Origin of the sequence: Pseudomonas sp. MH9.2 (assembly GCF_034353875.1) — a bacterium.
In the GTDB taxonomy this organism is placed as follows: Bacteria; Pseudomonadota; Gammaproteobacteria; order Pseudomonadales; family Pseudomonadaceae; genus Aquipseudomonas.
This window is the reverse complement of sequence record NZ_CP133784.1, coordinates 4,145,477-4,172,069: the sequence shown is the minus strand read 5'-3', so window position 1 is coordinate 4,172,069 and position 26,593 is coordinate 4,145,477. Positions and strand designations below refer to the sequence as shown.

General features: G+C 57.6%; 20 protein-coding genes. 10 read left to right on the top strand and 10 right to left on the bottom strand.

Annotated features, from left to right (window positions below; genetic code table 11):
* Window positions 1-232: 232 nt before the first annotated feature.
* The 4 genes from panB to pgi all read left to right on the top strand — a co-directional run bounded on the left by panB (window position 233) and on the right by pgi (window position 4,155).
* On the top strand, window positions 233-1,033 hold the full coding sequence (gene panB, locus RHM55_RS19165) for a 3-methyl-2-oxobutanoate hydroxymethyltransferase (protein ID WP_322177836.1): 801 nt from the start codon (window positions 233-235) through the stop codon (window positions 1,031-1,033).
* Window positions 1,030-1,881: a pantoate--beta-alanine ligase gene (gene panC / locus RHM55_RS19160; RefSeq protein ID WP_322177835.1), complete on the top strand. Its 852-nt coding sequence runs from the start codon at window positions 1,030-1,032 to the stop codon at window positions 1,879-1,881. Before panB ends, panC begins: the two co-directional genes overlap by 4 nt.
* 2 nt (window positions 1,882-1,883) lie before the next feature.
* Window positions 1,884-2,264: an aspartate 1-decarboxylase gene (panD, locus tag RHM55_RS19155; protein ID WP_064118696.1), complete on the top strand. Its 381-nt coding sequence runs from the start codon at window positions 1,884-1,886 to the stop codon at window positions 2,262-2,264.
* A gap of 226 nt (window positions 2,265-2,490) precedes the next feature.
* Entirely contained in the window at window positions 2,491-4,155 is a 1,665-nt protein-coding gene (gene pgi / locus RHM55_RS19150) for a glucose-6-phosphate isomerase (protein ID WP_219063813.1), read from the top strand.
* A gap of 54 nt (window positions 4,156-4,209) precedes the next feature.
* On the opposite strand, the gene RHM55_RS19145 is transcribed toward pgi, so the two are convergent.
* The 5 genes from RHM55_RS19145 to RHM55_RS19125 form a co-directional block, all read right to left on the bottom strand.
* Window positions 4,210-5,283, bottom strand: a complete 1,074-nt coding sequence (locus RHM55_RS19145; RefSeq protein WP_322177834.1) for a hypothetical protein — start codon at window positions 5,281-5,283, stop codon at window positions 4,210-4,212.
* 94 nt (window positions 5,284-5,377) lie between these two features.
* Complete coding sequence (locus RHM55_RS19140; RefSeq protein WP_322177833.1) at window positions 5,378-6,436, bottom strand: hypothetical protein; 1,059 nt, start codon at window positions 6,434-6,436, stop codon at window positions 5,378-5,380.
* A gap of 5 nt (window positions 6,437-6,441) precedes the next feature.
* Window positions 6,442-10,128 carry a hypothetical protein gene (locus RHM55_RS19135; protein ID WP_322177832.1) on the bottom strand — a complete coding sequence of 1,229 codons (3,687 nt, stop codon included), beginning with the start codon at window positions 10,126-10,128 and terminating at the stop codon, window positions 6,442-6,444.
* Between the two features lies 1 nt (window position 10,129).
* Entirely contained in the window at window positions 10,130-10,669 is a 540-nt protein-coding gene (locus RHM55_RS19130) for a DUF4123 domain-containing protein (protein WP_322177831.1), read from the bottom strand.
* Window positions 10,666-12,789, bottom strand: a complete 2,124-nt coding sequence (locus tag RHM55_RS19125; protein WP_322177830.1) for a type VI secretion system Vgr family protein — start codon at window positions 12,787-12,789, stop codon at window positions 10,666-10,668. The genes RHM55_RS19130 and RHM55_RS19125 overlap by 4 nt, the downstream gene beginning before the upstream one ends.
* A 220-nt stretch (window positions 12,790-13,009) precedes the next feature.
* Between RHM55_RS19125 and acs the strand changes: the two genes are divergently transcribed.
* The 6 genes from acs to RHM55_RS19095 all read left to right on the top strand — a co-directional run bounded on the left by acs (window position 13,010) and on the right by RHM55_RS19095 (window position 21,688).
* The gene (acs, locus tag RHM55_RS19120) at window positions 13,010-14,947 is read left to right on the top strand and encodes an acetate--CoA ligase (protein WP_322177829.1); all 1,938 of its coding nucleotides are present in this window, start codon (window positions 13,010-13,012) and stop codon (window positions 14,945-14,947) included.
* A gap of 49 nt (window positions 14,948-14,996) precedes the next feature.
* On the top strand, window positions 14,997-15,869 hold the full coding sequence (locus RHM55_RS19115; RefSeq protein WP_322177828.1) for an oxygenase MpaB family protein: 873 nt from the start codon (window positions 14,997-14,999) through the stop codon (window positions 15,867-15,869).
* A gap of 156 nt (window positions 15,870-16,025) precedes the next feature.
* Window positions 16,026-17,204: an acetyl-CoA C-acetyltransferase gene (locus RHM55_RS19110; RefSeq protein WP_322177827.1), complete on the top strand. Its 1,179-nt coding sequence runs from the start codon at window positions 16,026-16,028 to the stop codon at window positions 17,202-17,204.
* 110 nt (window positions 17,205-17,314) lie between these two features.
* Window positions 17,315-18,331 (top strand): class I SAM-dependent rRNA methyltransferase, encoded by a 1,017-nt coding sequence (locus tag RHM55_RS19105; RefSeq protein ID WP_322177826.1) that lies wholly within the window; start codon window positions 17,315-17,317, stop codon window positions 18,329-18,331.
* Between the two features lie 108 nt (window positions 18,332-18,439).
* Entirely contained in the window at window positions 18,440-21,391 is a 2,952-nt protein-coding gene (locus RHM55_RS19100) for a DUF748 domain-containing protein (protein ID WP_322177825.1), read from the top strand.
* Between the two features lie 3 nt (window positions 21,392-21,394).
* On the top strand, window positions 21,395-21,688 hold the full coding sequence (locus RHM55_RS19095) for a DUF2845 domain-containing protein (protein WP_322177824.1): 294 nt from the start codon (window positions 21,395-21,397) through the stop codon (window positions 21,686-21,688).
* Between the two features lie 186 nt (window positions 21,689-21,874).
* On the opposite strand, the gene RHM55_RS19090 is transcribed toward RHM55_RS19095, so the two are convergent.
* From RHM55_RS19090 to rbfA, 5 genes are all read right to left on the bottom strand, one after another.
* Window positions 21,875-22,225 (bottom strand): BON domain-containing protein, encoded by a 351-nt coding sequence (locus RHM55_RS19090; RefSeq protein WP_322183022.1) that lies wholly within the window; start codon window positions 22,223-22,225, stop codon window positions 21,875-21,877.
* Window positions 22,226-22,531: 306 nt separating this feature from the next.
* Entirely contained in the window at window positions 22,532-24,637 is a 2,106-nt protein-coding gene (gene pnp, locus RHM55_RS19085) for a polyribonucleotide nucleotidyltransferase (RefSeq protein WP_322177823.1), read from the bottom strand.
* 175 nt (window positions 24,638-24,812) lie between these two features.
* Window positions 24,813-25,082, bottom strand: coding sequence for a 30S ribosomal protein S15 (rpsO, locus tag RHM55_RS19080; protein ID WP_219063825.1), 270 nt, complete (start codon window positions 25,080-25,082; stop codon window positions 24,813-24,815).
* A 118-nt stretch (window positions 25,083-25,200) separates the two neighbouring features.
* Window positions 25,201-26,118 carry a tRNA pseudouridine(55) synthase TruB gene (gene truB / locus RHM55_RS19075; protein ID WP_322177822.1) on the bottom strand — a complete coding sequence of 306 codons (918 nt, stop codon included), beginning with the start codon at window positions 26,116-26,118 and terminating at the stop codon, window positions 25,201-25,203.
* Between the two features lie 5 nt (window positions 26,119-26,123).
* Window positions 26,124-26,570: a 30S ribosome-binding factor RbfA gene (rbfA, locus tag RHM55_RS19070; RefSeq protein ID WP_322177821.1), complete on the bottom strand. Its 447-nt coding sequence runs from the start codon at window positions 26,568-26,570 to the stop codon at window positions 26,124-26,126.
* Between the last annotated feature and the right edge of the window lie 23 nt (window positions 26,571-26,593).

Here is a 26,593-nt window from a genome sequence, read left to right as displayed (position 1 = left end):
CGCCGTAACACCTAACGCCCAGTGAGCGGTAACAGGCACACAAAACGGTAACACCCGTAATTGACTTCACGCCCCCTCCTCACGAAGATAGGCGTCCCGCTGTCCCCTACCGGGCACAAGGGCGCAAATCAGGCCATGGATAAACACCGCCAAAGACGGTGCGCCTGTTTTTTCAGATGATCTCACGCGTTGCTCGCAGTAGTTTTCACAGCGCCTGAACGAGGACTTTTTCATGCCAGAAATATCCCTGACGACCCTGCAAGGCCTCAAGCAGAAAGGTGAAAAAATCACCATGCTGACCTGCTATGACGCGACCTTTGCTCACGCAGCCAGCCAGGCAGGCGTCGAAGTTCTCCTGGTCGGCGACTCTCTGGGCATGGTGTTGCAGGGCCATGACAGCACCCTGCCCGTCACCAACGCAGAGATGGCCTACCACGTTGCCAGCGTCAAACGCGGCAATCAGGGGGCACTGATTCTCGCCGACCTTCCTTTCATGGCCTATGCCACCCTTGAGCAGACATTCGCCAACAGCGCGCAGTTGATGCAAGCCGGTGCGCACATGATCAAGGTCGAAGGCGCCGCGTGGCTGGCCGAATCGATTCGGTTGCTGGCCGAACGCGGTATCCCGGTCTGCGCGCACATGGGCCTGACCCCGCAATCGGTGAACATCCTTGGGGGCTATAAGGTGCAAGGTCGCCTGGAGGCTCAAGCTCGCCAGATGCGCGCTGACGCCATCGCACTGGAGCAAGCAGGGGTCTCCATGATCCTGCTCGAATGCGTACCCAGCGAACTGGCCCAGGAAATCACCCACGCCGTAAAAGTCCCGGTGATCGGGATCGGCGCAGGCAGCGGGACTGACGGCCAGGTACTGGTATTGCATGACATGCTTGGCCTGTCCATCACCGGCCGTGTGCCCAAGTTCGTGAGAAACTTCATGACCGGCCAGCCCGATATCCAGTCGGCGTTACAGGCGTATGTCGCAGCAGTCAAAGATGTGAGCTTCCCGGCAACTGAACACGGATTCTCAGCATGAACACAGTAAAAACCGTACGTGAATTGCGTGCCGCCATCGCTCGAGCACGTAGCGAAGGCAAGCGGATCGGCTTGGTCCCAACCATGGGTAACCTGCACAGCGGTCACGCTGCATTAATCGTCAAGGCGGCCCAACGTGCCGATTTCGTGGTGGCGAGCATCTTCGTCAACCCGCTGCAGTTCGGCCCGACCGAAGACCTTGCGACCTATCCGAGAACACTGCCCGCCGATCAGGAGACGCTGCTGCAGGCCGGCTGCCATCTGCTGTTCGCACCGTCGGTCGAAGAAATGTACCCGCATGGCATGGAAGACCAAACCCTGGTCAGTGTTCCGCACTTGTCTGAAGGGCTGTGCGGCGCCAGTCGTCCTGGCCATTTCGACGGCGTGGCCACGGTGGTCAGCAAGCTGTTCAACATGGTTCAGCCCGATCTGGCGGTCTTCGGCCAGAAGGACTTCCAGCAACTGGCAGTGATTCGCGCGCTGGTTCGTGACCTGAACATGCCGATCCAGATCATCGGCGAACCGACCGTACGTGCGGCCGATGGCCTGGCGCTGTCGTCGCGCAATGGCTATCTCAGCGAAGAGCAGCGTGCTGCAGCGCCAGCGCTGTATCGCGTGATAAAACATATCGCCGAGGCTATCCACATCGGCGAGCGCGATTTGAACTTCCTGCTCGCCAACGGCGTGGATCAACTCAAGGCCGCCGGGTTTCGCCTCGATTATCTGGAAATCCGCAACGCAACCACCCTGCGCCCTACCACAGCGGAAGATCACGACCTGGTGATTCTGGCAGCTGCATATATGGGTCCAACACGCTTGATCGACAATCTGCACCTGACCAAGGAATAAAAATGCACGCAATCATGCTCAAGGCCAAGCTACACCGTGCCGAGGTCACTCACGCCGTACTCGACTACGAAGGCTCTTGCGCCATCGACGGCGAATGGCTGGACCTGTCAGGGATTCGCGAATACGAGCAAATCCAGATTTACAACGTCGACAATGGCGAGCGCTTCACCACCTACGCCATTCGTGGCGAAGAAGGGTCACGGATGATTTCCGTGAACGGTGCCGCAGCCCATAAGGCGAAGGTCGGTGACCGTGTGATCATCTGCGCCTATGCTCATTACAGCGAAGCAGAACTGCTCAATTTCAAACCGCGCATGCTGTACATGGCCGCAGGTAATGAACTTAGCCACACCAGCAATGCCATACCCGTGCAGGTTGCCTGAGTTATCCCTGAACACGTAAAAATGACGATCCACTGGAAAGCCCGGCCGTTGACGTGTGAAATAGTACCGAGCGAAGGCAACGCAGCGCGCAGACAGGCCAGGCAACTCGCGTTAGAGTTCAGTGACCCGTCTACGCTCACTGACGGAGCATCGACGTCTTCACATCCACCGTCCGGGCTTTTTTAGCGCCCGAAAAGGCAGTTCAAGTACAAGGAAACCCTCAGCGATGGCGTACTACCGCACTCCTATTGACGCGACTACCCTGCCCGCCTGGCAGGCGCTGAATCAACACCGCGAAGCCATGCAGGATTTCAGCATGCGCGAGGCGTTCAATGCCGACCCGCAACGTTTTACTCAATTCACCCTCAGCAGTTGCGGGCTGTTTCTCGACTATTCAAAAAACCTGATCACCCACGAAACCCGCGACCTGTTGGTGGGCCTTGCTAACGAAGCAGGCTTGCAGGACGCGATCAAGGCGTTATTCTCCGGCGAACTGGTCAACGCATCCGAAGGCCGCCCGGCCCTGCACACTGCGCTACGCCGCCCGGTAGGCGACAAGCTGTCGGTAAACGGCGTCAACGTGATGCCTGAAGTGCATAAAGTGCTCAACCAGATCACCGAGCTGGTCGGACGCATTCATGACGGTTTATGGCGCGGTTACACCGAAAAGCCCATCACCGACGTAGTCAACATCGGCATCGGCGGCTCCTTCCTCGGCCCGGAACTGGTGTCCGAAGCACTGCTGTCTTACGCACAGAAAGGTGTGCGTTGCCACTATCTGGCAAATATCGACGGCAGTGAGTTCCATGAACTGTCGCTCAAGATTCGCGCAGAGACCACCCTGTTCATCGTCTCGTCGAAGTCATTCAACACCCTGGAAACCCTGAAGAACGCCCAGGCCGCACGTGCCTGGTACTTGGCGCAAGGCGGTTCCGAAGCGGAGCTGTACCGTCACTTCATCGCCGTTTCCAGCAACAACGCTGCGGCGGTGGCCTTCGGGATCCGCGAAGAAAACATCTTCCCGATGTGGGATTGGGTTGGCGGTCGTTATTCGCTATGGTCGGCTATCGGCCTGCCGATTGCGCTGGCCATCGGCATGTCCAACTTCAAAGAGCTGCTGTCCGGCGCCTACACCATGGATCAGCACTTCCAGAGCGCACCGTTCGAACAGAACATGCCCGTGCTGCTGGCCCTGCTCGGGGTCTGGTATGGCAACTTCTGGGGTGCGCAAAGCCACGCGATCCTGCCGTACGACCACTACCTGCGCAACATCACCAAGCACTTGCAGCAACTGGACATGGAGTCCAACGGCAAGAGCGTACGCCAGGACGGCTCACCGGTGTCCACCGACACCGGCCCGGTCATCTGGGGCGGCGTCGGTTGCAACGGCCAGCACGCCTATCACCAGTTGCTGCACCAAGGCACACAGCTGATTCCAGCTGACTTCATCGTGCCGATCGTCAGCTTCAACCCGGTGGCCGACCACCACCAATGGCTATACGCCAACTGCCTGTCGCAAAGCCAGGCGCTGATGCTCGGCAAGACCCGCGCCGAAGCCGAAGCCGAACTGCGTGACAAAGGCATGGCCGAAGAAGAAATCCAGAAACTCGCACCGCACAAAGTGATTCCGGGCAACCGCCCGAGCAACACCCTGGTCGTAGAGCGTATCAGCCCACGCCGTCTTGGCGCGCTGGTGGCAATGTACGAGCACAAGGTCTTCGTCCAGAGCGTCATCTGGGGCGTCAACGCCTTCGACCAATGGGGCGTGGAACTGGGTAAGGAACTGGGCAAAGGCGTCTACAACCGCCTGACCGGTAGCATTGAAGAGCCGGCAGACGACGCGTCGACCCAAGGCTTGATCAATTACTTCCGTGGTCGTCACCGCGGCTGATCCACCCTTCGCAACACCTCAAAACCCGCCCCCTCGCAAGAGGCGGCGGGTTTTTTAATGCCCCTGCCCATACTCCACATAACGCGCCATCAAGTTCGGGCGGCGGAAGGTGTCGATCTGATCGATCTGGCCACGTATGTGGTAGAGCGCCCCTTCAAACGTTTCGTCGTCCATGTCGATCCACAACCGTGGATTACGGCCGACTTCGCGGTCGTATTGCGCGGTGACGGGGTCGAGGTGGCGGAATTCTTCGTAGCGTGGCAAGTCGGGCAACGGGCGGCTGGTGTCCATGTAGTTCTGCAGGAAGTCCCACATGGCACAGCACAACTCGCCAGCACCCGGTGGAACCAGCGCGCCGAAGTTGATGACGATGTCCCGATAGCGATGGGCGATGTACAGCACATTCATCGGCAAGCCCTGACGGTCCGGGGTCGTGGCGATATAGGCGTCGAACTCGTAAAACGGCGCGGTCAGCTCACCGATGGTGCCGTTCTTTTTGTATTCGCCTTTGTTGTCGTAATCGAACAGGGTGACAAGGCCGGTGCGACGGTTGATCTCCCAGATGGGGCCTCGGGAGGGTTTGACCCAGAGGTGGGGGAAGTAGCGGATGACTAATGAGGCGAGTGCCCAGCACGCTATTGGAATGCCTGAAAACCAAATAAAGAAACTGTTAAAGCTGTCTACTGTTATTTCGATCCATGTTCCATCAAGCTTAGCTATAGCTACGAAAAGCGTAAAAACACTTGGAATCAGACCAATCAGGAAGAACCACTTCCCAAACAAATGTAAATAAATCCAAAACCTTGATCGTTTCGACCACAACGAAAATCTAAAGCGCTCTTGATCCTCCCTATCATGAAAATCCACATGTTCATAGGGTGCTGGCACATAAGTACCTAAGGCCAACTGCTCTTTCTTTTCCTGTTGACCTTTCTCTACACGACGCAGATTTTTTGGTGCCGCTTCTCTCAAAAAATCATCCGGTGCAACCTCCTGCGTCATCCCCCACGGCAGACGCACCTTGGCAAAACGTCGGATCCACGAACGCTCTGCCGAAGGCGGTTGGCTGGGAATCTGATCAGAGCGGTAGGCTGTAGGCGCGTAATAAGATGAGTTCATGGCCGTCATTCGCCGCTCTGCGCTTTATGGGCGGTTTCATCGGCCCAGAACAGCTGTTCGACTTTCTCGAAGTTCGGCTTGGCGTAGGTCACCTCACTGGAGCTCAATCGACATACTCCGCATACCGCGCCATCAGATTAGGACGGCGGAAGGTGTCGATCTGATCGATCTGGCCACGCATGTGGTAGAGAGCCCCGTCAAACGTTTCGTCATCCATATCGATCCACAACCGTGGATTGCGACCGACTTCGCGGTCGTATTGCGCGGTGACGGGGTCGAGGTGGCGGAATTCTTCGTAGCGCGGCAAATCGGGCAGCGGGCGGCTGGTGTCCATGTAGTTCTGCAGGAAATCCCACAGGGCACAGCACAACTCGCCAGCGCCCGGCGGAACCAGCGCGCCGAAGTTGATGACGATGTCACGATAGCGGTGGGCGATGTACAGCACATTCATCGGCAAGCCCTGACGGTCCGGGGTCGTGGCGATATAGGCGTCGAACTCGTAAAACGGCGCGGTCAGTTCACCGATGGTGCCGTTCTTTTTGTATTCACCGTTATTATCGTAATCAAACAGCGTGACAAGGCCGGTGCGACGGTTGATCTCCCAGATCGGACCTCGAGAGGGTTTGACCCAGAGGTGGGGGAAGTAGCGGATGACTAACGAGGCAAGAGCCCAGCCAACAAGTTGAGGCAGTAGAAATACATGGGCTGATGCTTCGATTAACGAAAGTAGAGCTTCTAAATAAGGCAGCCTTGATTTTGTGGCACCAGCTAGTACGGTGATTAGATATACGGGAGATATGATAATAAATCCCCATTTCCCGAAGAGGTGTAAATAAATCCAAAATTGAGAACGCTTTGACCACAAGGAAAATCTGAACCGTTCATGATCTTCGCGATCATGAAAGTCCACGTGCTCATAGGGAGCTGGAACGTAAGTACCTAGCGCGAGTTGTTCTTCCCTATCTTTTAACAAAAACTCTTGACGACGAAGGGTGGCTGGTTTTCTTCCGGTCATAAAATTGTCAGGGGCAACCTCCTGCGTCATGCCCCACGGTAACCGCATCTTGGCAAAGCGTCGGATCCACGAGCGCTCTGCCGAAAGCGGTTGTTTGGGAATATGGTCGGAGCGGTAGGCGGTGGCCGCGTAGTAAGACGAGCTCATGGTAGTCATTCGTCGCTCACCGCTTTATGGGTGATTTCATCAGCCCAGAACAGTTGTTCGCCTTTTTCAAAAATTGGTTTGACGTGGGCTGGACCGAACGGGGTCGGGTCCTTGGGCGGTGGTGCGGGGAACACCCAAGTGCGGCTGCCATCGTTAAATGACAATTGAACACGGACCAGCCAGCGATAGATCTCGGCGGGGCGGCTTTTTGAGGGTTCCGCGGGCTGGTTACGTGGCAACGTGACATATAACTCAATCCCATTGGGCCTTGAGCGATAGGCGACAGGCTTCTCACGGGTGAGCGAATTGCGCTCGTGACTCCATTCATGGCGCAACGTGTAATGCGCTTCCGTTAGCTGCTGCCTGCATTCAACCAGGGTATTGAGTTCCTGACTCAGCAGCCCCGGCAGATTGCTCTCGATCAGGATGCAGGTGTTGGCCTCCCGCACGCTGAAGGGCACTGGACTTCCGTCATTGATTTTGGGGGCGAATTCGTGGTCCGGATTAGGGCGCGAGCTGATGCGGATATCGGCAAACAAGCTGACCAGATAGTAGAAGGCCTGTTGCGGATCTTGCAGGTGGGGAATTCGGCCACTGGCGGGACCGAAGGGGCCAGCACGGAGCCAGTCTTCGACCGCGTTGCTGCTGAGCCAGTAGGCGATGCCCGCGCCGACGCTGATCGCTATCAACGTGATCCAGCCCATTGGACCCAGGCCGAGGAACGTGGCGCCGCCGACCATCAAGGTGCTGGCGATGCCGGTCAAACCACCCGCAGCCATCAGCAGATGGCCCCACATGGCATCGTCGCCCCATTGATAGGCATGCCAGGCGTCGTAGAGGTTGAGGCCGACAAAAATCGATCCTGCGCCGATCTGAGCGAGCAAGCGCCCCGTAAACTCCTTCAAGAAGTGCTTACTCAATGGGCCAAGAACTCGCTCTGCTGAGGTTTCGGAAATAGTGAATAGCGTCGTGCGAGCTGCGGCTAGAACGGATTGGCTGCTGGCCAATTTGACGGTCAGTGCCTCCATGGCGATCAATAAATCTAATCCAGCTCCGACTGCCCCCCCTATAGCCCTCAATTGTCCTTTTTCTCGCTCGGAAGCTTCCCACGCTACCGACTCATTCCTCAAATTCCACAACTCCAACATCCCCACCGCCGCCGCAAACGGCGTCGAGTTCAGCGCCCGATACATCCACTCGCTCTGCAATGCGTTCCGGCTCTTCACCGCATCCTGTATGGCCGTTCCCTTGGTGGTGACCTGCTCGGTCATATTCAGTTGCCACGCCGCATTGACCCGTTGGTTCACGCCGCTGATCAGTCGCGACATCCGATGATCGCGGGGCATGGCGATGACGACGGTATTGGCTCGTAGATCGCCTCCGGTGCGGTAATGGTCCTGGCCAACCTTCGACGACCCGGAGGGGCCTCGATAGTCGAGGTGAGGCCGTCGCAGGCGTTCTGACATCTCCGGCAAGTCGGTCAGGCCGAATACGTAGTAGTTCTTGTTTCTCGCCTCTTGGTGGCGCATGAAGTGTGCATCGCCAAAGGCCCCCGGCAGCATGCTGCGCAGTTGCGCCAAGGCCCGCTGACGTTGGCGCATGTTCAGCGCCGGGGCTGGGCGTTCGGCGCCAGGGACCGGAATGTGTTGGGTTGCGTTTAGCGCCTGTTCCGCCACATCCACCGAGCCTTGCAGGTTTTCGTGGAAGCTGATCAAGGTCGCCGCGACGACTTTCAGGGTGCCGGTCAGGGTGTTGTTGAGGCTGCCACTTTCCAGCAAACCTGCCAGTAAATGGGCGTCGAGCGTATTGAGTTGCTTGGCATCGACGGCGTCGCTGCTGACGGCCCCAAGCAGCGCGTTCGGCCGAAACAGGCCATTGCCGTCATTGATGTCGGCGACCGCGGGCTGAACATAGGGCGCCTCCATATCTTGCTGTGCGAGGTCGGGCCACAGCATCCGATGCAACGCATGCCCTTCTTCATTGGCCATTCGGCTGATCAGTTGTTGCCCGACACTGGCCTTGGCTTTGTAGAGGCTGATGCCGGTCACCGCGTCAGTGACATCGCCGTTGACCGCAAAGGGGTCCATTTGCGCGGGCGTCATGGCGAGGCTGGCGAACAGCCGACTGACGAAGTGCATGGCGGCGACGTAGTCGAAGCCGTCGAGGCTCAGGTGATCGGCCAGGGTTTGTTCGGTTTCTGCTTGTTGCAGGGTGTCGCTCAACAGCGCCTGACTCATGTCGAGCTGGCGCCAGAGTTGCACTCGTTCGCCGGTGGCGGTGAAGCGGTTGATGTCGATCCGACCCTGATCCTTGAGCTTCTCCATACCCTGATGCAGCGGATTTTTCTGCCCACCCACGGTCTGCGGCACGATCAATTGTTGCACCAGAAGCGCGCTGGCGTGATGGGTGTAATGGCTGGCGCGCTGGGCGCACAGGTTCAACAGATGTTGCTGGTCGTGAATCCGCGTCTGCACGTGGCGCAGGCGATAGTGCGGGTCGTGCAGCAGCACGCCGTACAGTTCGCGTTTTCGTGCACTTAACAGCACATCAGCCACCGCTGGCTGCGCTTGCCAGAACTCATCGGCGATCTGGGTTTCGGGATCGCACACCTGTTCCAGCCAATGGGCCCAGGCGCCGGTTTCCACGGAGGTTGGCTGATAGGCCACTTCACCCTTCTCACAGCGAACCACATGCTGGCGCGCTGCGCTCAAGGCAATGGCCGGGAACTGCCCGCTCAGGTCGCACAGGTAGCGGCCCGGTTGGTCGAGCAGCCATTCGTAACCGGGTTGGCGGGCGCGTTGCGGGGCGACCAGGCTAACCGGGAAGGCGTGCGAGCTGAGGTTGAGCCTGGCGACATGCGCCGCGCCCGCCGCAGACTGGTTGGCCGCGTCATAGGCGTCGAATGCGCTGAACGCTTCGAGCATTGCCACGCCGTCCGGTTTATCGAGGAACACACGCTTGAATTTGTCTCGCGAACTGCGCAAGTCCGGGCTTTGGCAGCGTTGTGCGCGCAACGCCGGGTCTTGCTCAAGACGTCGCAAGCGCGGCCCGCTGAGCTGCACCTCGCTGAAACAGAGCTGCGGCGACACCTGCTGATCGTTCCAGCTGGACGGCAACCAGATGTCCTCCAGCGCCTGCCCGGTGGCCAGTCGAGGGCCCTCCTCGATCTCGTCGCCCATGCGATAACGGTTGAGGTCGATGTCGTGATACGTGGTCTGCTCGTCTGCGACCCGCACCTCCAGCTCGCGCCACAGCCGATCGCCCAAAAAGACATAAATGAACCCTGCGCGGCACAACACCGGCGTGCCGTGATCGTGGGCGCTGTTGGCGCCGGGCAGCGCAACGAAGGGCACCACCGGCATGATCTGATTCCACTGCGCGTCGAACTGGCGCAGGGTGATCGCGACCTCGGGCAAGAGCAGGCGAATGGGACTGCCTTCGACCGAGTCGATCTCCAGCCACAGACGGTGGGTGTAGTGATTTTTCCAGTTCCAGACGTGCAGGGCGCTGTCCACAAAGTAGGGCTTTTTCAGCGTTTCAGGCTTGTCTTCGGCAGTCAGGGTGTCCAGGCGTTTTCCGGCGTGGTCATAAAACGCCAGGCGCTGACTGGCCGGATGTTGGTTGCCGGTGACCTGTACGATCAATTTATTGATTTCGCAGCATGGGCCACGGCCGAGCTTGCTCTGGGCCATGTCAGGACTCCTGTCCGTTCGCAATGTACTGATCAAGGGCCAGGCTTTGTTCCGCGCTAAGCACCAAGAGGTGGTTGGAGGTGCTGGGAAGCCAGGTGTCGGCGTGAGGGCTGTCCAGGCTTTGCCATCCGGTTTCACGCGACGCATGCCAGTTCAAACGGCTGATCGGGCCGAGCCAGAGGTTGAGGTTCTCATCGGTGCAGGCGGGGAAAAAGCACTCGGCAACGGCCGGGTTCCAATAATGCAGCATGCCTTTGCGGGTCTGTTTGAAGCGAATGATCAGCAGATGCCGCAGGTGTTCACGTACCGCTTCGGCGCTGTGTTCACTCTCTATCACCAATCCCGGCCAGTGGGTGGGTGCTTCCTTGATCGCCTGTAGCAGTGTCCCGTCGTCGCCGTCTTTCACCAACAACGGGCTGAACTGCGAATAGATCATCAATTCAGTTGAATCAAACAGGCGCACAAAATCCGGACGACCCATCTGCCGGAAAAGAGAAGGCAGCAAATGGTCGGTGTGTACCAAGAGCATCCAAGTCGTCATGAGTGTGCTCCCGGATTCATAGCTTCGCGGCAACCGCAGTCCTCACGTGGGCAGTCCATGGGTGTACCGCCTTCTGGCATTTGGCACATCTCGACAATGGCCTCACCGCCAAGGAACTGCTGTAGGAACGTTGAGCTTGGTGGCAAAACGTCAGCCTCGAGTGCTTGAGTGTCGCCCGGCGCCAACGGCATCGCTGGCGTGCCCAGCATCGGCACGCCGCCTAACAGAATGGGTGTACTGCTGAAAATGCCGGCCGGATTAAGGACGATATGTTGACCTCCGGCGCTCAGCGTCAGACCCAGGCCGGCGTTTATGACGATGTCGTTACCGGTGACGTGCACTTCTTGCCCGGCCTCCATCGCCAACACCTGACCCACGCGGGTGTGGCTGCTGCCTGCCACCTGCAGGTGATCGCCCGCCAGCAACTGAACCTTGCGCTCGCCGGTGAGGGTCCGGTGTTCCTCACTTTTGAGTACCGAGGTGCTGTTGCCCTTGATGGTTTCCAGGCGCTGACCGCCAATTTCAGTCCGGCTGTCGTTCTGGATCAGCTGTTCCATGTCGCGCTGGGCACGCAGGTAGACCCGTTCCGCCCCGCTCTTGTCGTCAAAATGAACTTCGTTGAAACCGGTACTTGCACTGGAACTCCGGCTGCGAAAGACGCTTTTGGTCTTGTTTTCAGGCAGTCCATGCGCAACGGGATTCAGGTTATTGGGCAGGCAGCCGACGATAACCGGCTTGTCGGCATCCCCTTCAAGGTATGAAACCAGTACCTCCATGCCCACCCGGGGAACGGTGACGGCGCCATACCCATCGCCTGCCCAACTGGATGCAACCCGCACCCAGCAACTGGTTGTTTCATCGTCCTGTTCGCTGCGGTCCCAGTGGAATTTGACTTTGACCCGACCGAATGTGTCGCAGTAGATTTCTTCATTCACAGGACCGGTGACCCTGGCGGTCTGGGTGCTGTGGATTCGCGGTTTCGGGTGCTCCAGCGCCGGACGGAACTGGACCGCTTCCGCAATGGCGGTGAAGGTGTTGCGGTACCCCTGAACGATGCGCCCGTCTTCAACCGGGCTGCTGTCGGCCAGTTCTTCGAGGACCTGCGGCTGTCTTGCTTCATGCTGTACAAAAACCAGCACCCAGTGGGTTTCGGGGTCGTAATCCGGCACCAGGTGCACGCGCGATCCACTGCGTAAAAGCGGCGCATCACTCTCACCATCCGCCAGGCGAAACCCGGTTTGATGGCGCTCAAGCGCACGCTTGGATAAAACGTCACCGCGCCGCCGCTCTTCGAAATTCCCGGGGTAGACGTAATCCTCCAGGTAGGGACCGTATTTGGGGACTTCGCCGCTCTCCCATTGCGCCTGGGTTCGCAGGGGATTTTGCAGGCTCTGCAGCGGGATATGGGTCTGTTTGAAGTCATGGTCGCGCAGGGCGACATGATTGGTTTGGGCGGTAAGACGTACGCCAAAGGCCTTGACCACCGGACCTTCTGCCACCAGGCCGCTGGCCGGTTTGAACGGCAACACCTGCGGAGATTGCTGCGGGAATCGGGTTTCATCGTCGGCAAAGATCAGGCAATGACTGTCTGGCGTGTGCTCAAACCGATAGAAAATCCCCTCTTCTTCGCATAACCGGCTGAGAAAGTGCAGGTCCGACTCGTCGTACTGCACGCAGTAGTCGCGCGGCGCCACGCTCCCCGTGATGCGGTCGAACGATGCATCGGTGCCCTTCAGCATGCGATGCCCTTTCAGCACCTCAAGAATGATCTCCGGCACGGTCATTTTCTGGAACGAACGGCGATGGCTCGAATGTTCCAGAAAAGCCAGATAAGGCGCCAGCACCAGATGGTAATGGGTGAACGCCCCGCCTGTTTTGCCTTTGCGAATCGCATAAACATGACCGTGCAGCCCCTGCCCTTGCGCCCCGAATCTCAGGTAGGCCGCTTTATGCAGCAAGCCGTCCAACGCGTGGGATGAGCGCCTGCTCACCAGTTCGATGTTGATTTCATAGGGTCGGCTCAGCGCCTCGGTCCCGTGAAAACTCAACACCTGCAAGTCAGTTTGCTGCTGCCCGTTGATGTCCAGACAGAACTTCGGGGTAAGGCCGGGATGAGACATGCGCGCATCTTCGTGTTGGAAGGGGCACGCAGTGTCATTGACGATGTATGTCTACACAGCCAGCCAGCGCCGTTGGATCATGTAGGACTGTTCCGGTAACCGCGCAGGGTCGTACTGACGTACTCCGCCAAACATGGATGCGGGTCCCGTCCCCTTGAACCAATCCCCACCAAAGCGCACCCTGATGACTTGTTGCATCAACAAGAATAAGGATCAACCCATGTTCGATATCAGCGTTTTCCCGAAAGCCGACGCCGTGCGTAAAGCTGCGCAGCTGAGCCCCGCTGACTATCAGCGGATGTATCAACAGTCAGTGGAACACCCCGACATCTTCTGGGCCGAACAAGCCAAGACGTTTCTCGACTGGTCCAGACCTTGGCAGCAAGTGCAGCACGCGGACCTGAACACTGGCGAGGCCAGCTGGTTCAAGGGCGGCGAATTGAATGTCAGCTACAACTGCATCGATCGTCATCTGAAAGAGCGTGGCGATCAGATCGCGATCATCTGGGAAGGCGACAATCCGGGCGAGTCCGCCGAAATCACCTATAAAAAGCTGCATCACAACGTTGCCCGTCTGGCGAACGTACTCAAAAGTCGCGGAGTGAAAAAAGGTGACCGGGTCTGCATCTATATGCCGATGATCCCCGAGGCCGCCTACGCGATGCTCGCCTGCACCCGAATCGGCGCCGTGCATTCGGTGGTGTTCGGCGGGTTCTCGCCAGACGCGTTGCGTGACCGGATTCTCGATGCCGATTGCCGCACCGTGATCACTGCCGATGAAGGGGTGCGCGGGGGTAAATATGTCGCGCTCAAGAAGAATGTCGACAAAGCACTGCAAAGCTGCCCGAACGTCAGCACCGTACTGGTGGTAGAACGCTCCCAGGGCGACGTGGAATGGGTCGAAGGTCGCGACATTTGGTACCACGACGCCGTGCGTGGCATGAGCGCTGACTGCCCGCCCGAGCCAATGGATGCGGAAGACCCGCTGTTCATCCTCTATACCTCAGGCAGTACCGGCAAGCCCAAAGGCGTGCTACACACCACCGGCGGTTATTTGCTGCAAGCCGCAATGACCTTCAAGCATGTGTTCGACTACCAAGACCAAGAAATTTTCTGGTGCACCGCCGATGTCGGCTGGGTTACCGGTCACAGCTATATCGTCTATGGCCCGCTGGCCAATGGCGCCACCACGCTGATTTTTGAAGGCGTGCCGAACTACCCCGACGCTTCGCGCTTCTGGCAGGTAATCGACAAGCACCAAGTCAACATTTTCTATACCGCACCCACAGCCCTGCGCGCCTTGATGCGTGAAGGACCGGGGCCGCTGCAAAGCACCTCACGCGAGAGCCTGCGCGTGCTCGGCAGCGTCGGCGAGCCAATCAACCCTGAAGCATGGGAGTGGTATTTCCATCAGGTCGGCAAGGAGCGCTGCCCCATTGTCGATACCTGGTGGCAGACCGAAACCGGCGGCATCATGCTGACCCCGTTGATCAGTGCCAGCCACCTCAAACCGGGCTGCGCGACGCGTCCGTTGTTCGGGGTTCAGCCGGTATTGCTGGACGAGCAAGGCAAGGAAATCATCGGTGCGGGCAGCGGCGTTCTGGCGATCAAGGCCAGTTGGCCGGGACAGATTCGTAGCATATACGGCGACCAACAGCGCATGGTCGAGACCTATTTCAAACCCTATCCGGGCTACTACTTCACTGGCGACGGCGCTCGCCGCGACGAGGATGGCGACTACTGGATCACTGGCCGCGTCGACGACGTACTCAACGTGTCTGGACACCGGATCGGCACTGCAGAAGTTGAAAGCGCACTGGTGCTGCACGACAGCATCGCCGAAGCCGCAGTGGTCGGTTACCCCCATGACGTCAAAGGCATGGGGATTTACGCATTCGTCACGCCGATGAAAGGTGTCGAGACAAATGATGCGTTGAAAAAAGAACTGCTGGCCCACGTCGCCCAGGAAATCGGCAGCTTTGCCAAACCGGAATTGATTCAGTGGGCACCCGCCCTGCCGAAAACCCGCTCAGGCAAGATCATGCGCCGGATTTTGCGCAAAATTGCCTGCAATGAACTGGACAGCCTGGGTGATACGTCGACCCTGGCTGACCCGAGTGTGGTCGAAGGCCTGATCGATAAACGCCTGAACCGTTGAACGTGACGGGCGCAGCCCTCCCTGCGCCCGACTCAGATGTTGAGAGCCCATGGAATTCATTCGTAGCCGTATCGAAACCCAAGTCATGAGTCTGACGGGATTGTCTCTGGGTCAATTGGACCTGGAAAACCCTAAAGGTGATCCCGGCCTGTTCGGCCCCAAGGCCATCTGCTGGCAGGTGCATGGCGACTTCAGCAGCATGCTGATCGGCGGCATCAGCGCATTGATGCTGCAAGCCCTGCATCCATTGGCGCTGGCCGGGGTCTGGGATCACTCGACCTTTCGTCAGGACATGCTTGGCCGCCTTCGCAGGACCGGCCAGTTTATTTCAGGGACAACCTTCGGTTCGACCCGCGACGCCAACTGGCTGATAGAAAAGGTGCGCACCATCCACTTGCAAGTGACGGGTACTGCACCCGACGGACGCCCCTATGCGGCCAGTGATCCGGATCTGTTGACGTGGGTGCATGTGGCCGAAGTCAGCAGTTTTCTAGCCGCCCATTTGCGCTATCGCAACCCCGAGTTGTCAGGTGACGCACAGGATGCGTATTACGCAGAAGTTGCCACCATCGCCGAACGACTCGGCGCGCGTGAGGTGCCACGTTCAAGGCAAGCGATTGCCGACTATCTCGAACGGATGCGCCCGCAGTTGATCTGTGATGAGCGCAGCCGCGAGGTGCTGCGATTATTGCTGAATGCGCCTGCTCCGAGCAGGCTGGCCAAGCCATTCGGTGCCTTAATGATGCAGGCGGGCATCGACCTGTTACCGGTATGGGCCAGCGATTTGTTCGCGATCCATCAGGGTCCGCTGCAACGCGCATTGATCCGCGCCAGCGTCAGACGTAGCGTGCCCCTGTTACGCTGGGCGGTGCGCAATGGCTCAGTTCAGCGCGCCCACCGACGGATGGGGCTATCCTGCTGACCGACCTGAAACACACTCTCGGCCGCCGGTTTCTCGTTGGAACCTGAGCGGCCATGTGTGACACCATGCGTACCATTGTCATAGCCACCGCCACAGCGAATAGGGCCAACTGAATCAGGCCCGACGCAAAATTCAATAATAGTGAGGACCTTTGCCATGCAAGACGTCGTTATCGTTGCCGCCACCCGTACCGCTGTCGGTGCGTTCCAGGGTGCCCTGGCGAATATTTCCGCAGTCGATCTTGGCGCTGCTGTCATTCGCCAACTGTTGTCTCAAACCGGACTGGATGTTGCTGAAGTCGATGAAGTGATCATGGGCCATGTATTGACCGCAGGCGCCGGGCAGAACCCTGCCCGTCAAGCCGCGATCAAGGCGGGGCTGCCTTTCGCGGTACCGGCAATGACCGTGAGCAAGGTCTGTGGCTCAGGCTTGAAGGCCCTGCATCTGGCGGCTCAGGCAATTCGTTGCGGCGACGCGGAAGTGGTCATCGCGGGCGGTCAGGAAAATATGAGCCTGTCCAATTACGTCATGCCCGGTGCACGTACCGGTCTGCGTATGGGCAACAGCACCCTGGTCGACACGATGATCAGCGATGGTTTGTGGGATGCATTCAACGACTATCACATGGGCATCACTGCCGAAAATCTGGTGGAAAAGTACGGCATCACCCGCGAAGCACAAGATGCTTTCGCCGCCGCGTCACAACAGAAAGCTGTGGCCGCCATCGAAGCCGGGCGTTTTGTCGACGAAATCACCCCGATCCTGATCCCGCAGCGCAAAGGCGATCCGCTCTCGTTCGCCACGGACGAACAACCGCGCGCCGGGACGACCGCCGAATCGTTGGCCAAACTCAAGCCAGCGTTCAAGAAAGATGGCTCCGTCACCGCAGGCAACGCTTCGTCGCTGAATGACGGCGCCGCTGCCGTCATCCTGATGAGTGCCGCCAAAGCTGAAAAGCTCGGGCTGCCGGTTCTCGCGCGCATCGCGGCTTACGCCAACGCAGGTGTCGACCCGGCAATCATGGGCATTGGCCCGGTCAGCGCCACTCGTCGTTGCCTGGCCAAGGCGGGCTGGTCGCTGGAGCAACTTGACCTGATCGAAGCCAATGAGGCGTTTGCCGCGCAAGCTTTGTCAGTCAGCAAGGAGCTGGGCTGGGACATGAACAAGGTCAACGTCAACGGCGGCGCCATAGCCCTTGGCCACCCGATTGGTGCATCAGGCTGCCGCATTCTGGTCACGCTGCTGCACGAGATGATCAAGCGCGACGCCAAAAAAGGACTCGCAACCTTGTGCATCGGTGGTGGTCAGGGTGTGGCATTGGCGCTTTCCCGCTGAGTCTGCTGCGCCTGATCTGACGTCATCGCGGGCAAGCATGCTTGCCCGCGATCAATGCCCGCGCTTAACTGTTAAACTGCCGCGCCCATTTCCAACCCAAGGCGCTGTGCATGTCTTCCTTGAATCAGGCGCTAAGCGTCGCCCTCGATAACCGCGAACCACTGCTTGCCGAGTTGCATCAACAAGGCACGGATTGCTATCGGCTATTCCATGGCAGCCAGGAAGGTGCTAGCGGCCTGACCATCGACCGCTATGGCCCGCAATTGCTGGTGCAGAGTTTCCACCACTCTCTGGAACGCGAGGTCCTGCTGGAACTGCACGCGGCCGTCAATACACGTCTGGGGCTCGATACCCTGCTGGTCTACAACGACCGCTCCCAAGGCAACTCGCGAATAGACCGTAACGACGCCGTATACAAAGCCGAAGACGCGGCACTGGTGGATATGATCGGCCACGAGTGGGGCCTGAACTACCGCGTACGCGGGCGCCATGCCGGGCAGGACCCGCTGCTGTTTCTCGACTTGCGTAATACGCGTGGCTGGATAAAACAACACAGCGCCGGCAAGACCATGCTGAACCTGTTTGCGTATACCTGTGGCGTTGGCCTGAGCGCGGCGGCGGGCGGAGCGCGGGAAGTATGCAATCTGGACTTTGCCGAAGGTAATCTGGCGGTGGGTCGCGAAAATGGCGTCCTCAACCCTCAATTGAAAGCCATGAAGTTTGTGCAATCCGATTACTTCCCGGCGATCCGCCAACTGGCAGGCTTGCCCATAGCACCACGCCGCGGAAATAAGTTGCCCGAATATGTGCGCCTCGAGCAACGGCAATACGACCTGGTGTTCCTTGATCCGCCTGCGTGGGCAAAAAGTGCATTCGGCACCGTCGATTTATTGCGAGATTACCAGAGCCTGCTCAAACCGGCGGTATTGACCACGGCCACCGATGGCGTGTTGATCTGCTGCAATAATCTGGCGAAGGTCAGCATGGAGGACTGGCGCGAACAGGTGCTACGCTGTGCCAGCAAGGCCGGGCGCCCGGTACGCGACTGGCAGGTTCTGACGCCGGGCAGCGACTTTCCGTCTCAGGACCAGCAACCGCCGCTCAAAACGCTGATACTGCAACTCTGACGCCCGACGCAAGAAAGGAAACTTCCGACACGCACTTGAGGGTACTTCTGGGGAACCAGATTCGCGTGCCATACTCCAAGGACCTCCGACAGACAGACGACGCCTCACATGCCCAAAGGATTGAAACGCGCTATTTGCGCCTTGCTGACCGTCATCGCGCTTTATAGCTTGCTGGGGTTCTTGATTCTGCCCGGCATCGCATTGCGGATAGTCAATCAACAACTGGCCACCTATTCCACGGTACCGGCAACGCTGGGTCGTCTGGAAATCAACCCCTACACACTGGAAGTCACCCTGTGGGGCCTGAACATCGGCACGCCGGGCCAGGAGCAGGTCGGTTTCGAGCGGTTGTACACCAACCTGCAGATTGACAGCCTGTGGACCGGCGCCCTGCATCTGGCGGCTGTCGAGCTGGACAAACCCAAGTCCGAACTTCTCTTCAGCAAGGACGGCACGCTGAATCTGGCGAAGCTGTTCAAGCTACCGGCCAGCGAGCCGGCCAAGGACGCGCCACCCGGCAAGCCTTTCCCGATGCGGGTAGACCACATCAAATTGGCTGACGGTTATGTCCACTTCCAGGATCTACGCCCCAGCGAACCGATTGAATTCCTTTACGACAAGCTGAGTCTGGAGCTGAAAAATCTCAGCACCCTGCCCGAAGACAATGCCGACATGACCCTGGTTGCAGTAGGTCCTGGCGGCGGTCGAGTCGACTGGGTCGGGCGCGTCAGCCTGGTACCGATTGCCTCCGAAGGTAAGCTAAAAGTCACTGACGGCAAGATGAAAGTCTGGTGGCCCTACGTGCGCGATGCGCTGCCGTTCGTACTGCAAGACGGCATTCTGAACTTCAGCACCGACTACACACTCAGCCTGGCCAGCACAACCGAACTGCAACTGACCAATACCGCCTTGAGCGTTGCGCCCTTCGCGATCAATGCGCCGGACGGTCGGCCACTGGTGCGCCTGGAACGACTGGACGTCACAGAGACCTCTATCGACCTGGCCAAACAGCAGGTGACCGTCGGCAAGATCCGCAGTAATAAACTGGAAACCTGGGCTGCGCGTGAAGCGGATGGCGAACTCGATTGGCAGAAGCTGTTTGCCAGCCAACCGAAAAAACCGGCCTCCGCCGCAGCCATCAAGGCGCCGGCGACCTCAGCCGGTAGCGCCCCCGAAGTCGCCCAACAGCCCATTGCCAGCAAACCCTGGCAGGTGCTGCTGCGTGATGTGCAACTGCGCAACTATCAGATTCACCTGGCTGATCGGGTCCCCAAGGAACCCGTTGCGCTTGAAGTAGGCCCGCTGAACCTCGACGTGCAGAATTTCGACAGCCTCAACAAATCGCCTTTCAGCCTCAAGCTTGATACCGGGCTGGGCAAACAAGGGCATATCACTGCCATGGGCGACGTCAATCTGAGCCCGGTCAGCGCCAAATTGCAGGTCACCACCAAAGACATTGACCTGCGTGTCGCGCAGTCTTATATCAGCCCGTTCATCCGCCTTGAACTGCGTAGCGGCATGCTCGGCAGCGAGCTGGCAGTCAATCTCAAGAGCACCGCGCCGCTGATCTTCAGCGTCACCGGCAAGGCCCAAATCGACCAATTGCACACCCTCGACACCCTCAAGCAGCGCGACTTTCTCAAGTGGCAGCAGGTGGTGCTTGAAGGACTGGATTATCAACACGGCGACAGCCTGACGATCGCCAAGGTCAATCTGCTACAACCGTATGCGCGTTTCATAATCAACGATGACCGCACCACCAACATTGATGATCTGTTGATCCCACAGCCAGCCGACAGCGGCAAACCCGCGACTAAACCAGCCGCAGGCAAGGTCTCTGCAAGCGGCGAAAAACCGATGGGGATTCGCATCGGGGAAGTGAATATCAACGACGGCTCCGCGAACTTCGCCGATCTCAGTCTCACACCCAACTTTGCCACCGCCATTCAGCAGCTCAACGGCAAAATCGGCACGCTGGACAACCGTCAGCCGAAGCCTGCGACGGTCAATATCAATGGCAAGGTTGATCGCTATGCGCCGGTGACCATCAAAGGCAGCCTCAACCCCTTCGACCCCTTGGCCAGTCTCGACATCGCGACCAGTTTCAAGCGCGTAGAACTGACCACACTGACGCCGTACTCAGGTAAATTCGCTGGCTACCGCATCCGCAAAGGTCGCCTGAATCTCGACCTGCATTACATGATCACCAAAGGCCAGCTCAAGGCCGAAAACAAAATGGTGGTCGAACAGCTACAGCTGGGTGAGAAGGTCGAGAGCGCCAGTGCGGTCGATTTGCCGATTCGCCTGGCCATTGCCTTGCTGAAGGACTCAGATGGCAAGATTTCCATCGAGCTGCCTATTTCCGGCGACTTGAACAATCCCCAGTTCAGCGTAATGCCAATCATTTGGCAGACGTTGCGCAATTTGGTAGTGCGCGCAGCTGAAGCACCCTTCAAGTTCATCGGGGGTTTAATCAGTGGCGGCGAGTCTCAAGACCTCGGCAGCATTGCGTTCACCCCCGGATCGAGTGACTTGACCAGCGACGCACAATCCGCCCTGAACAAGCTCTCCGCCGCACTCAAGAAGCGCCCGACGTTACATCTCGAGATCGAAGGCACCAGCTCGGTCAGCAGCGATGGCCCGCTGATCGCTGCTCAACGTCTGGAGCGCGAATACCAGAGCACGTACTACAAGATTCTTCAGCGTCGCGGTGACAAAGTTCCGGCTCAAGCCTCACTGTTGCAAGTGCCCGAAAACGAAAAACCACCCATGCTCGAAGGTATTTATCGCACCCTGCTCAAGCAACAACCGCCCGCCGAGTGGACCGGTCTGGGTAAGGAAGAGCGCGCCGCGAAAATGCGCGTGGACGTGATCAAATCCTGGAGCACCAACACTGCATTGCTCCGCCAGTTGGGCCAGGCGCGCGCCGGCAGCATCAAGGATTATCTGGTCGATAAAGGCAAACTGGCTGATGATCGGGTCTATTTCATCGACACCAGCCTCGGAGAGGCTCAACCCGATGGCCGTGTCGTTACTCAGCTGCATCTGGACAGCGAATAATCCATGCGAACAGCCGGTTTAGTGCTTTTGGTAGTCGCTTGTCTCGCAGGCCAGGCACAAGCAGATACCTTGCGTTGCGGCAGTCAGTTGATCAGCGTGGGTGATCGGGAGTTTGAGGTACTGCAGAAATGCGGTGAACCTATTGCCCGAAATATCATTGGCTATAAGCGCAGCGTGAATAGACGCGAAGAAGTCCAGATTGATGAGTGGATCTACGGGCCCAATAGCGGAATGTATCAATACTTGCGTTTCGAAGGCGGCCGGCTACTGCGCATAGACAGTAAGCGCGGTAGCTGACGGCCGCGCCGGGGCTTATCCTTCAATTCCCCCATCCCCACAATAGAACAGGCCCCGGCGCGAACGCAGGGGCCTGTAATGACCACATCCTTATGGTCTTTCGCATGAACCTTTAACGAACCAGCCGATACCGTCCAACGTTATCAGCGCGCTCCTTATCAATGATCATCGCGAGAGAGTGAAACGTTACTCGGATTTCAGGCCATCAGCCGAAACGGCTTGAACGCCTTTGATTTTTTTGGCGATGTCGACAGCCAGTTTTTTCTGAGCGGAGGTCAATGTGACGGTCGATGACAGGGAAACCACGCCTTTGTTGGTCTCTACCTTGATGTCAGTACCAGGAATGCCTTTTTCAGTGACCAGATCGGCCTTAACTTTGGTGGTGATCCAGGTATCAGAGGTTGCCTCTGTAGCTTTGGTCATTTCGCCAGCAGCAACAACCATCGGTGCTTGAGTGGTTTGTTGAGCAAATGCCGCGTTGACCATGGTAAAGGTCAGTGCAGTGGCAGCAGCAGCGGCAATAGCGAACTTATTCATATTCATACGAGTCACTCCTGTTTTTCTAAAATCTGCTCCAGCATCACTGGCGGCAGGGTTACAGGGTATATCGCAAGCGCTGTGCCAACCTCTGATTGAATATAATTACGTTATAAAACAATAGGTTATCTTATGCTCGAAAATTGGCTGTCGTGCAGATTGCACGTTCATCACCCTGCACTGCATGCAAGATGCATGTAGTGCAGGGCGAAAGGATTGGCTACCTATATAAGCTAAGCGCTTAAAAGCGCTCATAAAAAAAGGACCCCGAAGGGTCCTTTTTTCAGCGTATGGCAATCAGGCTAATTACACGCCCGATGCTTTTGCTGCTGCAACGTCTTTGATCGACAGTTTGATGCGGCCGCGGTTGTCCACGTCCAGCACCAGAACTTCAACTTCCTGACCTTCTTGCAAGATGTCAGTCACTTTCTCAACGCGAGCATCGCTCAACATGGAAATGTGAACCAGGCCGTCTTTGCCAGGCAGGATGTTAACGAATGCGCCGAAGTCGACAATACGCTCAACCTTACCGATGTAGATCTTGCCGATCTCGGCTTCAGCGGTGATGCCCAGAACGCGCTGACGTGCTGCTTCAGCCGCTTCCTTGGTTTCGCCAAAGATCTTGATGGTGCCGTCGTCTTCGATGTCGATCGAAGCCTTGGTCTCTTCACAGATCGCACGGATCGTCGCGCCGCCTTTACCGATGACATCACGGATTTTGTCGGTGTCGATTTTCATCGCGATCATGGTCGGAGCATTTTCCGACAGTTCGGTACGCGACTGACCAATGATCTTGTTCATCTGACCGAGGATGTTCAGGCGAGCTTCCAGGGCTTGGCCCAGAGCGATCTCCATGATTTCTTCGGTGATGCCTTTGATCTTGATGTCCATCTGCAGCGCGGTAACACCTTTGGCGGTACCGGCTACTTTGAAGTCCATGTCGCCCAAGTGATCTTCGTCACCCAGGATGTCGGTCAGGATGGCGAACTTCTCGCCTTCTTTAACCAGACCCATGGCAATACCGGCTACGGGTGCCTTCATCGGCACACCCGCGTCCATCAATGCCAGGGAAGCACCGCAGACCGAAGCCATGGAGCTGGAACCGTTGGACTCGGTGATTTCCGATACCACACGAATGGTGTACGGGAACACGTCAGCAGCAGGCAGCATGGCTTGTATGCTGCGACGAGCCAGACGGCCGTGACCGATTTCGCGACGACCAGCACCGCCCATACGACCACACTCGCCCACCGAGAACGGAGGGAAGTTGTAGTGCAGCATGAACGGGTCTTTGCGCTCGCCTTCGAGGGTATCGAGCAACTGTGCATCACGTGCGGTACCCAGAGTCGCTACAACCAGAGCCTGGGTTTCGCCACGGGTGAACAATGCCGAACCGTGAGTCTTCGGCAGAACGCCGACTTCGATGTTCAGCGGACGTACAGTGCGGGTATCACGACCATCGATACGCGGCTTGCCGTTAACGATGTTCTCGCGCACGGTGCGGTATTCGATTTCGCCGAAAGCAGCTTTGACTTCGCTGGAAGTCGGTTGACCTTCTTCGCCGGAAAGCTTGGCAACGATCTGGTCACGCAACTCACCCAGACGGGCATAACGCTCGTGCTTGACGGTGATGGTGTAAGCCTGGGAAATCGCATCGCCGAACTCAGCGCGAATCGCGCTCAGCAGTGCGGTGTTTTCTGGTTGTGCTTTCCAGTCCCACGTCGGCTTGGCAGCTTCGGCAGCCAGTTCTTTGATGGCCTGGATAACAACCTGGAATTCGTCATGGGCGAACAGTACAGCGCCCAGCATCTGGTCTTCGGTCAGCTCTTTAGCTTCCGATTCAACCATCAATACCGCTTCCGAGGTACCGGCTACAACCATGTCCAGGCTCGAAGCCTTGAGTTGTTCGTAGTTCGGGTTCAGCAGGTAGCCGGTGCTTTCGTGGAAAGCAACGCGCGCAGCACCGATAGGGCCGTCGAAAGGAATACCGGAGATCGCCAGTGCAGCCGAGGTGCCGATCATGGCAGCGACGTCTGGATCAGTCTTTTTGCTGGTGGACAAAACGGTGCAGACAACCTGCACTTCGTTCATGAAACCTTCTGGAAACAACGGACGGATCGGACGGTCGATCAGACGCGAAGTCAGGGTTTCTTTCTCGGAAGGACGGCCTTCACGCTTGAAGAAACCGCCGGGAATTTTGCCCGCAGCGTAGGTTTTTTCCTGGTAGTGAACGGAAAGTGGGAAGAAGCCTTTGCCTGCGTCAGCGTGCTTGGCACCGACCACAGTCACTAACACGCTGACGTCGTCGTCAACGGTGACCAATACTGCGCCGGAAGCTTGACGGGCGATACGGCCTGTCTCGAGGGTGACGGTCGATTGACCGAATTGGAATTTCTTGATGACCGGGTTCACGGTTTCCTACCTTCTTTGTGGCTCTTGGGGAACTGGTTTCTTGCGAATTCTTGGGCAGTGACAGGGATCGGACCCATCGACCGTCCAGATAAAACTTGAGGCTGGGAGCCTGCCACGACCCATCAGGTAAACCCGATGAGCCGTGACAAACAACCAACCTCTAGCAACGTCGTTATTAGCGACGCAGACCCAGACGAGCGATCAGGGCGCTGTAACGGCTAACGTCCTTACCTTTAAGGTAATCCAGCAGCTTGCGACGCTGGTTTACCATACGGATCAGACCACGACGTGAGTGGTGATCTTTACCGTTGGCCTTGAAGTGGCCTTGCAGTTTGTTGATGTTAGTGGTCAGCAGTGCAACTTGCACTTCTGGCGAACCAGTATCACCAACAGCTTGCTGGTAGTCGGCTACGATCTGAGCTTTTTCTTCTACGCTGAGTGCCATGTGGGCAATCCTTTATTCGAGAAACCGCTCCAGAGAGACAGTTTCAATGGGCCGAGGACAAATCCTCGTATTTTTAAATGAGATGTGACCGTGCCCATTGACAGCCACCCTCGTCCGGTCATTCTGACCGAATCAATCGACGCGGCGCGATCCGCCCGTCTTCACTCACTTCACCGATTCCGATGAAGCGACCTTCATGATCTTGCACGCGAACCATGCCAAATTGTGGCGCGTCCGGTGCTCTTACGGGCTGACCATGCAGCCAGTAAAACGAACTGTGTTCCGAGAACTGCAGCAGCGGCCAATCCAGCAAACCGCTGTCCGAAGGCATCAGGAAGCGATCAACCGCTTCGTTACCACCCTCGGCGTGTACCTGCTCCAACTCTTCCAGCGTAACCGTCTGAGCCAGGCTGAAAGGTCCGGCCTGCGTACGACGCAACTCTGCGACATAGGCGCCACACCGAAGCTTTTCACCGATATCTTCCACGAGGGTACGGATATAGGTGCCTTTGGTGCAGTCCACTGCAAGACGTGCAGTATCGACGTCGCATTCCAGCAATTCCAGGCGCGTGATAGTAACAGAACGCGGTTCGCGCTCCACCACTTCCCCTGCTCGGGCCAGCTTGTACAGGGGTTGACCATCGCGCTTGAGCGCTGAGTACATCGGCGGTATCTGACTGATTTCACCGCGAAAAAACGGTAAAACCGCTTCGATATCGGCACGACCAACGGTCACGGGACGAATTTGTAAAACATCACCTTCAGCGTCTGCCGTGGTGGTGGTTTTACCCAATTGCATCTTGGTTTCGTACGCTTTGTCCGAATCAAGCAAGTATTGGGAAAACTTTGTCGCTTCGCCAAAACACAACGGTAATACGCCCGTCGCGAGCGGATCGAGGCTGCCGGTATGCCCGGCCTTTTCCGCATTGAGCAACCAACGCACTTTCTGCAAGGCTGCGTTGGACGTGAAGCCCAGCGGTTTGTCGAGCAGGATGATCCCGCTGACGTTACGGCGTATACGTTTGACCTGCGCCACCCGCATTACTCCTTGTTGCTTTCTGGCTTGTCGCTTTCTGCCAGGGAGTTTTCCTGGGTAGCGTCTTCTGCCTGCACATTTTCCGGGTGATGGCCATCTTCAGCCACAGCACGTTCGATCAATGCAGAAAGATGAGCGCCACGCACGACGCTTTCGTCGTAATGGAAATGCAACTGTGGAACGCTGCGCAATTTCATCTCGCGAGCCAGTTGCATGCGCAGAAAACCTGCCGCAGCGTTGAGAACCTTGATGGTCTGGGCTATTTCTTCAGCACTGTCCTGACCCATCACGGTCATGAAAATCTTCGCATGACCAACGTCACGGCTGACATCGACAGCCGTGATGGTGACCAGGCCGACGCGCGGGTCTTTGATTTCGCGGCGGATCAGCTGTGCCAGCTCGCGCTGCATCTGATCGCCAATGCGTTGGGTACGGCTATATTCTTTTGCCATGTCTACTACCTGTCACTGACCCG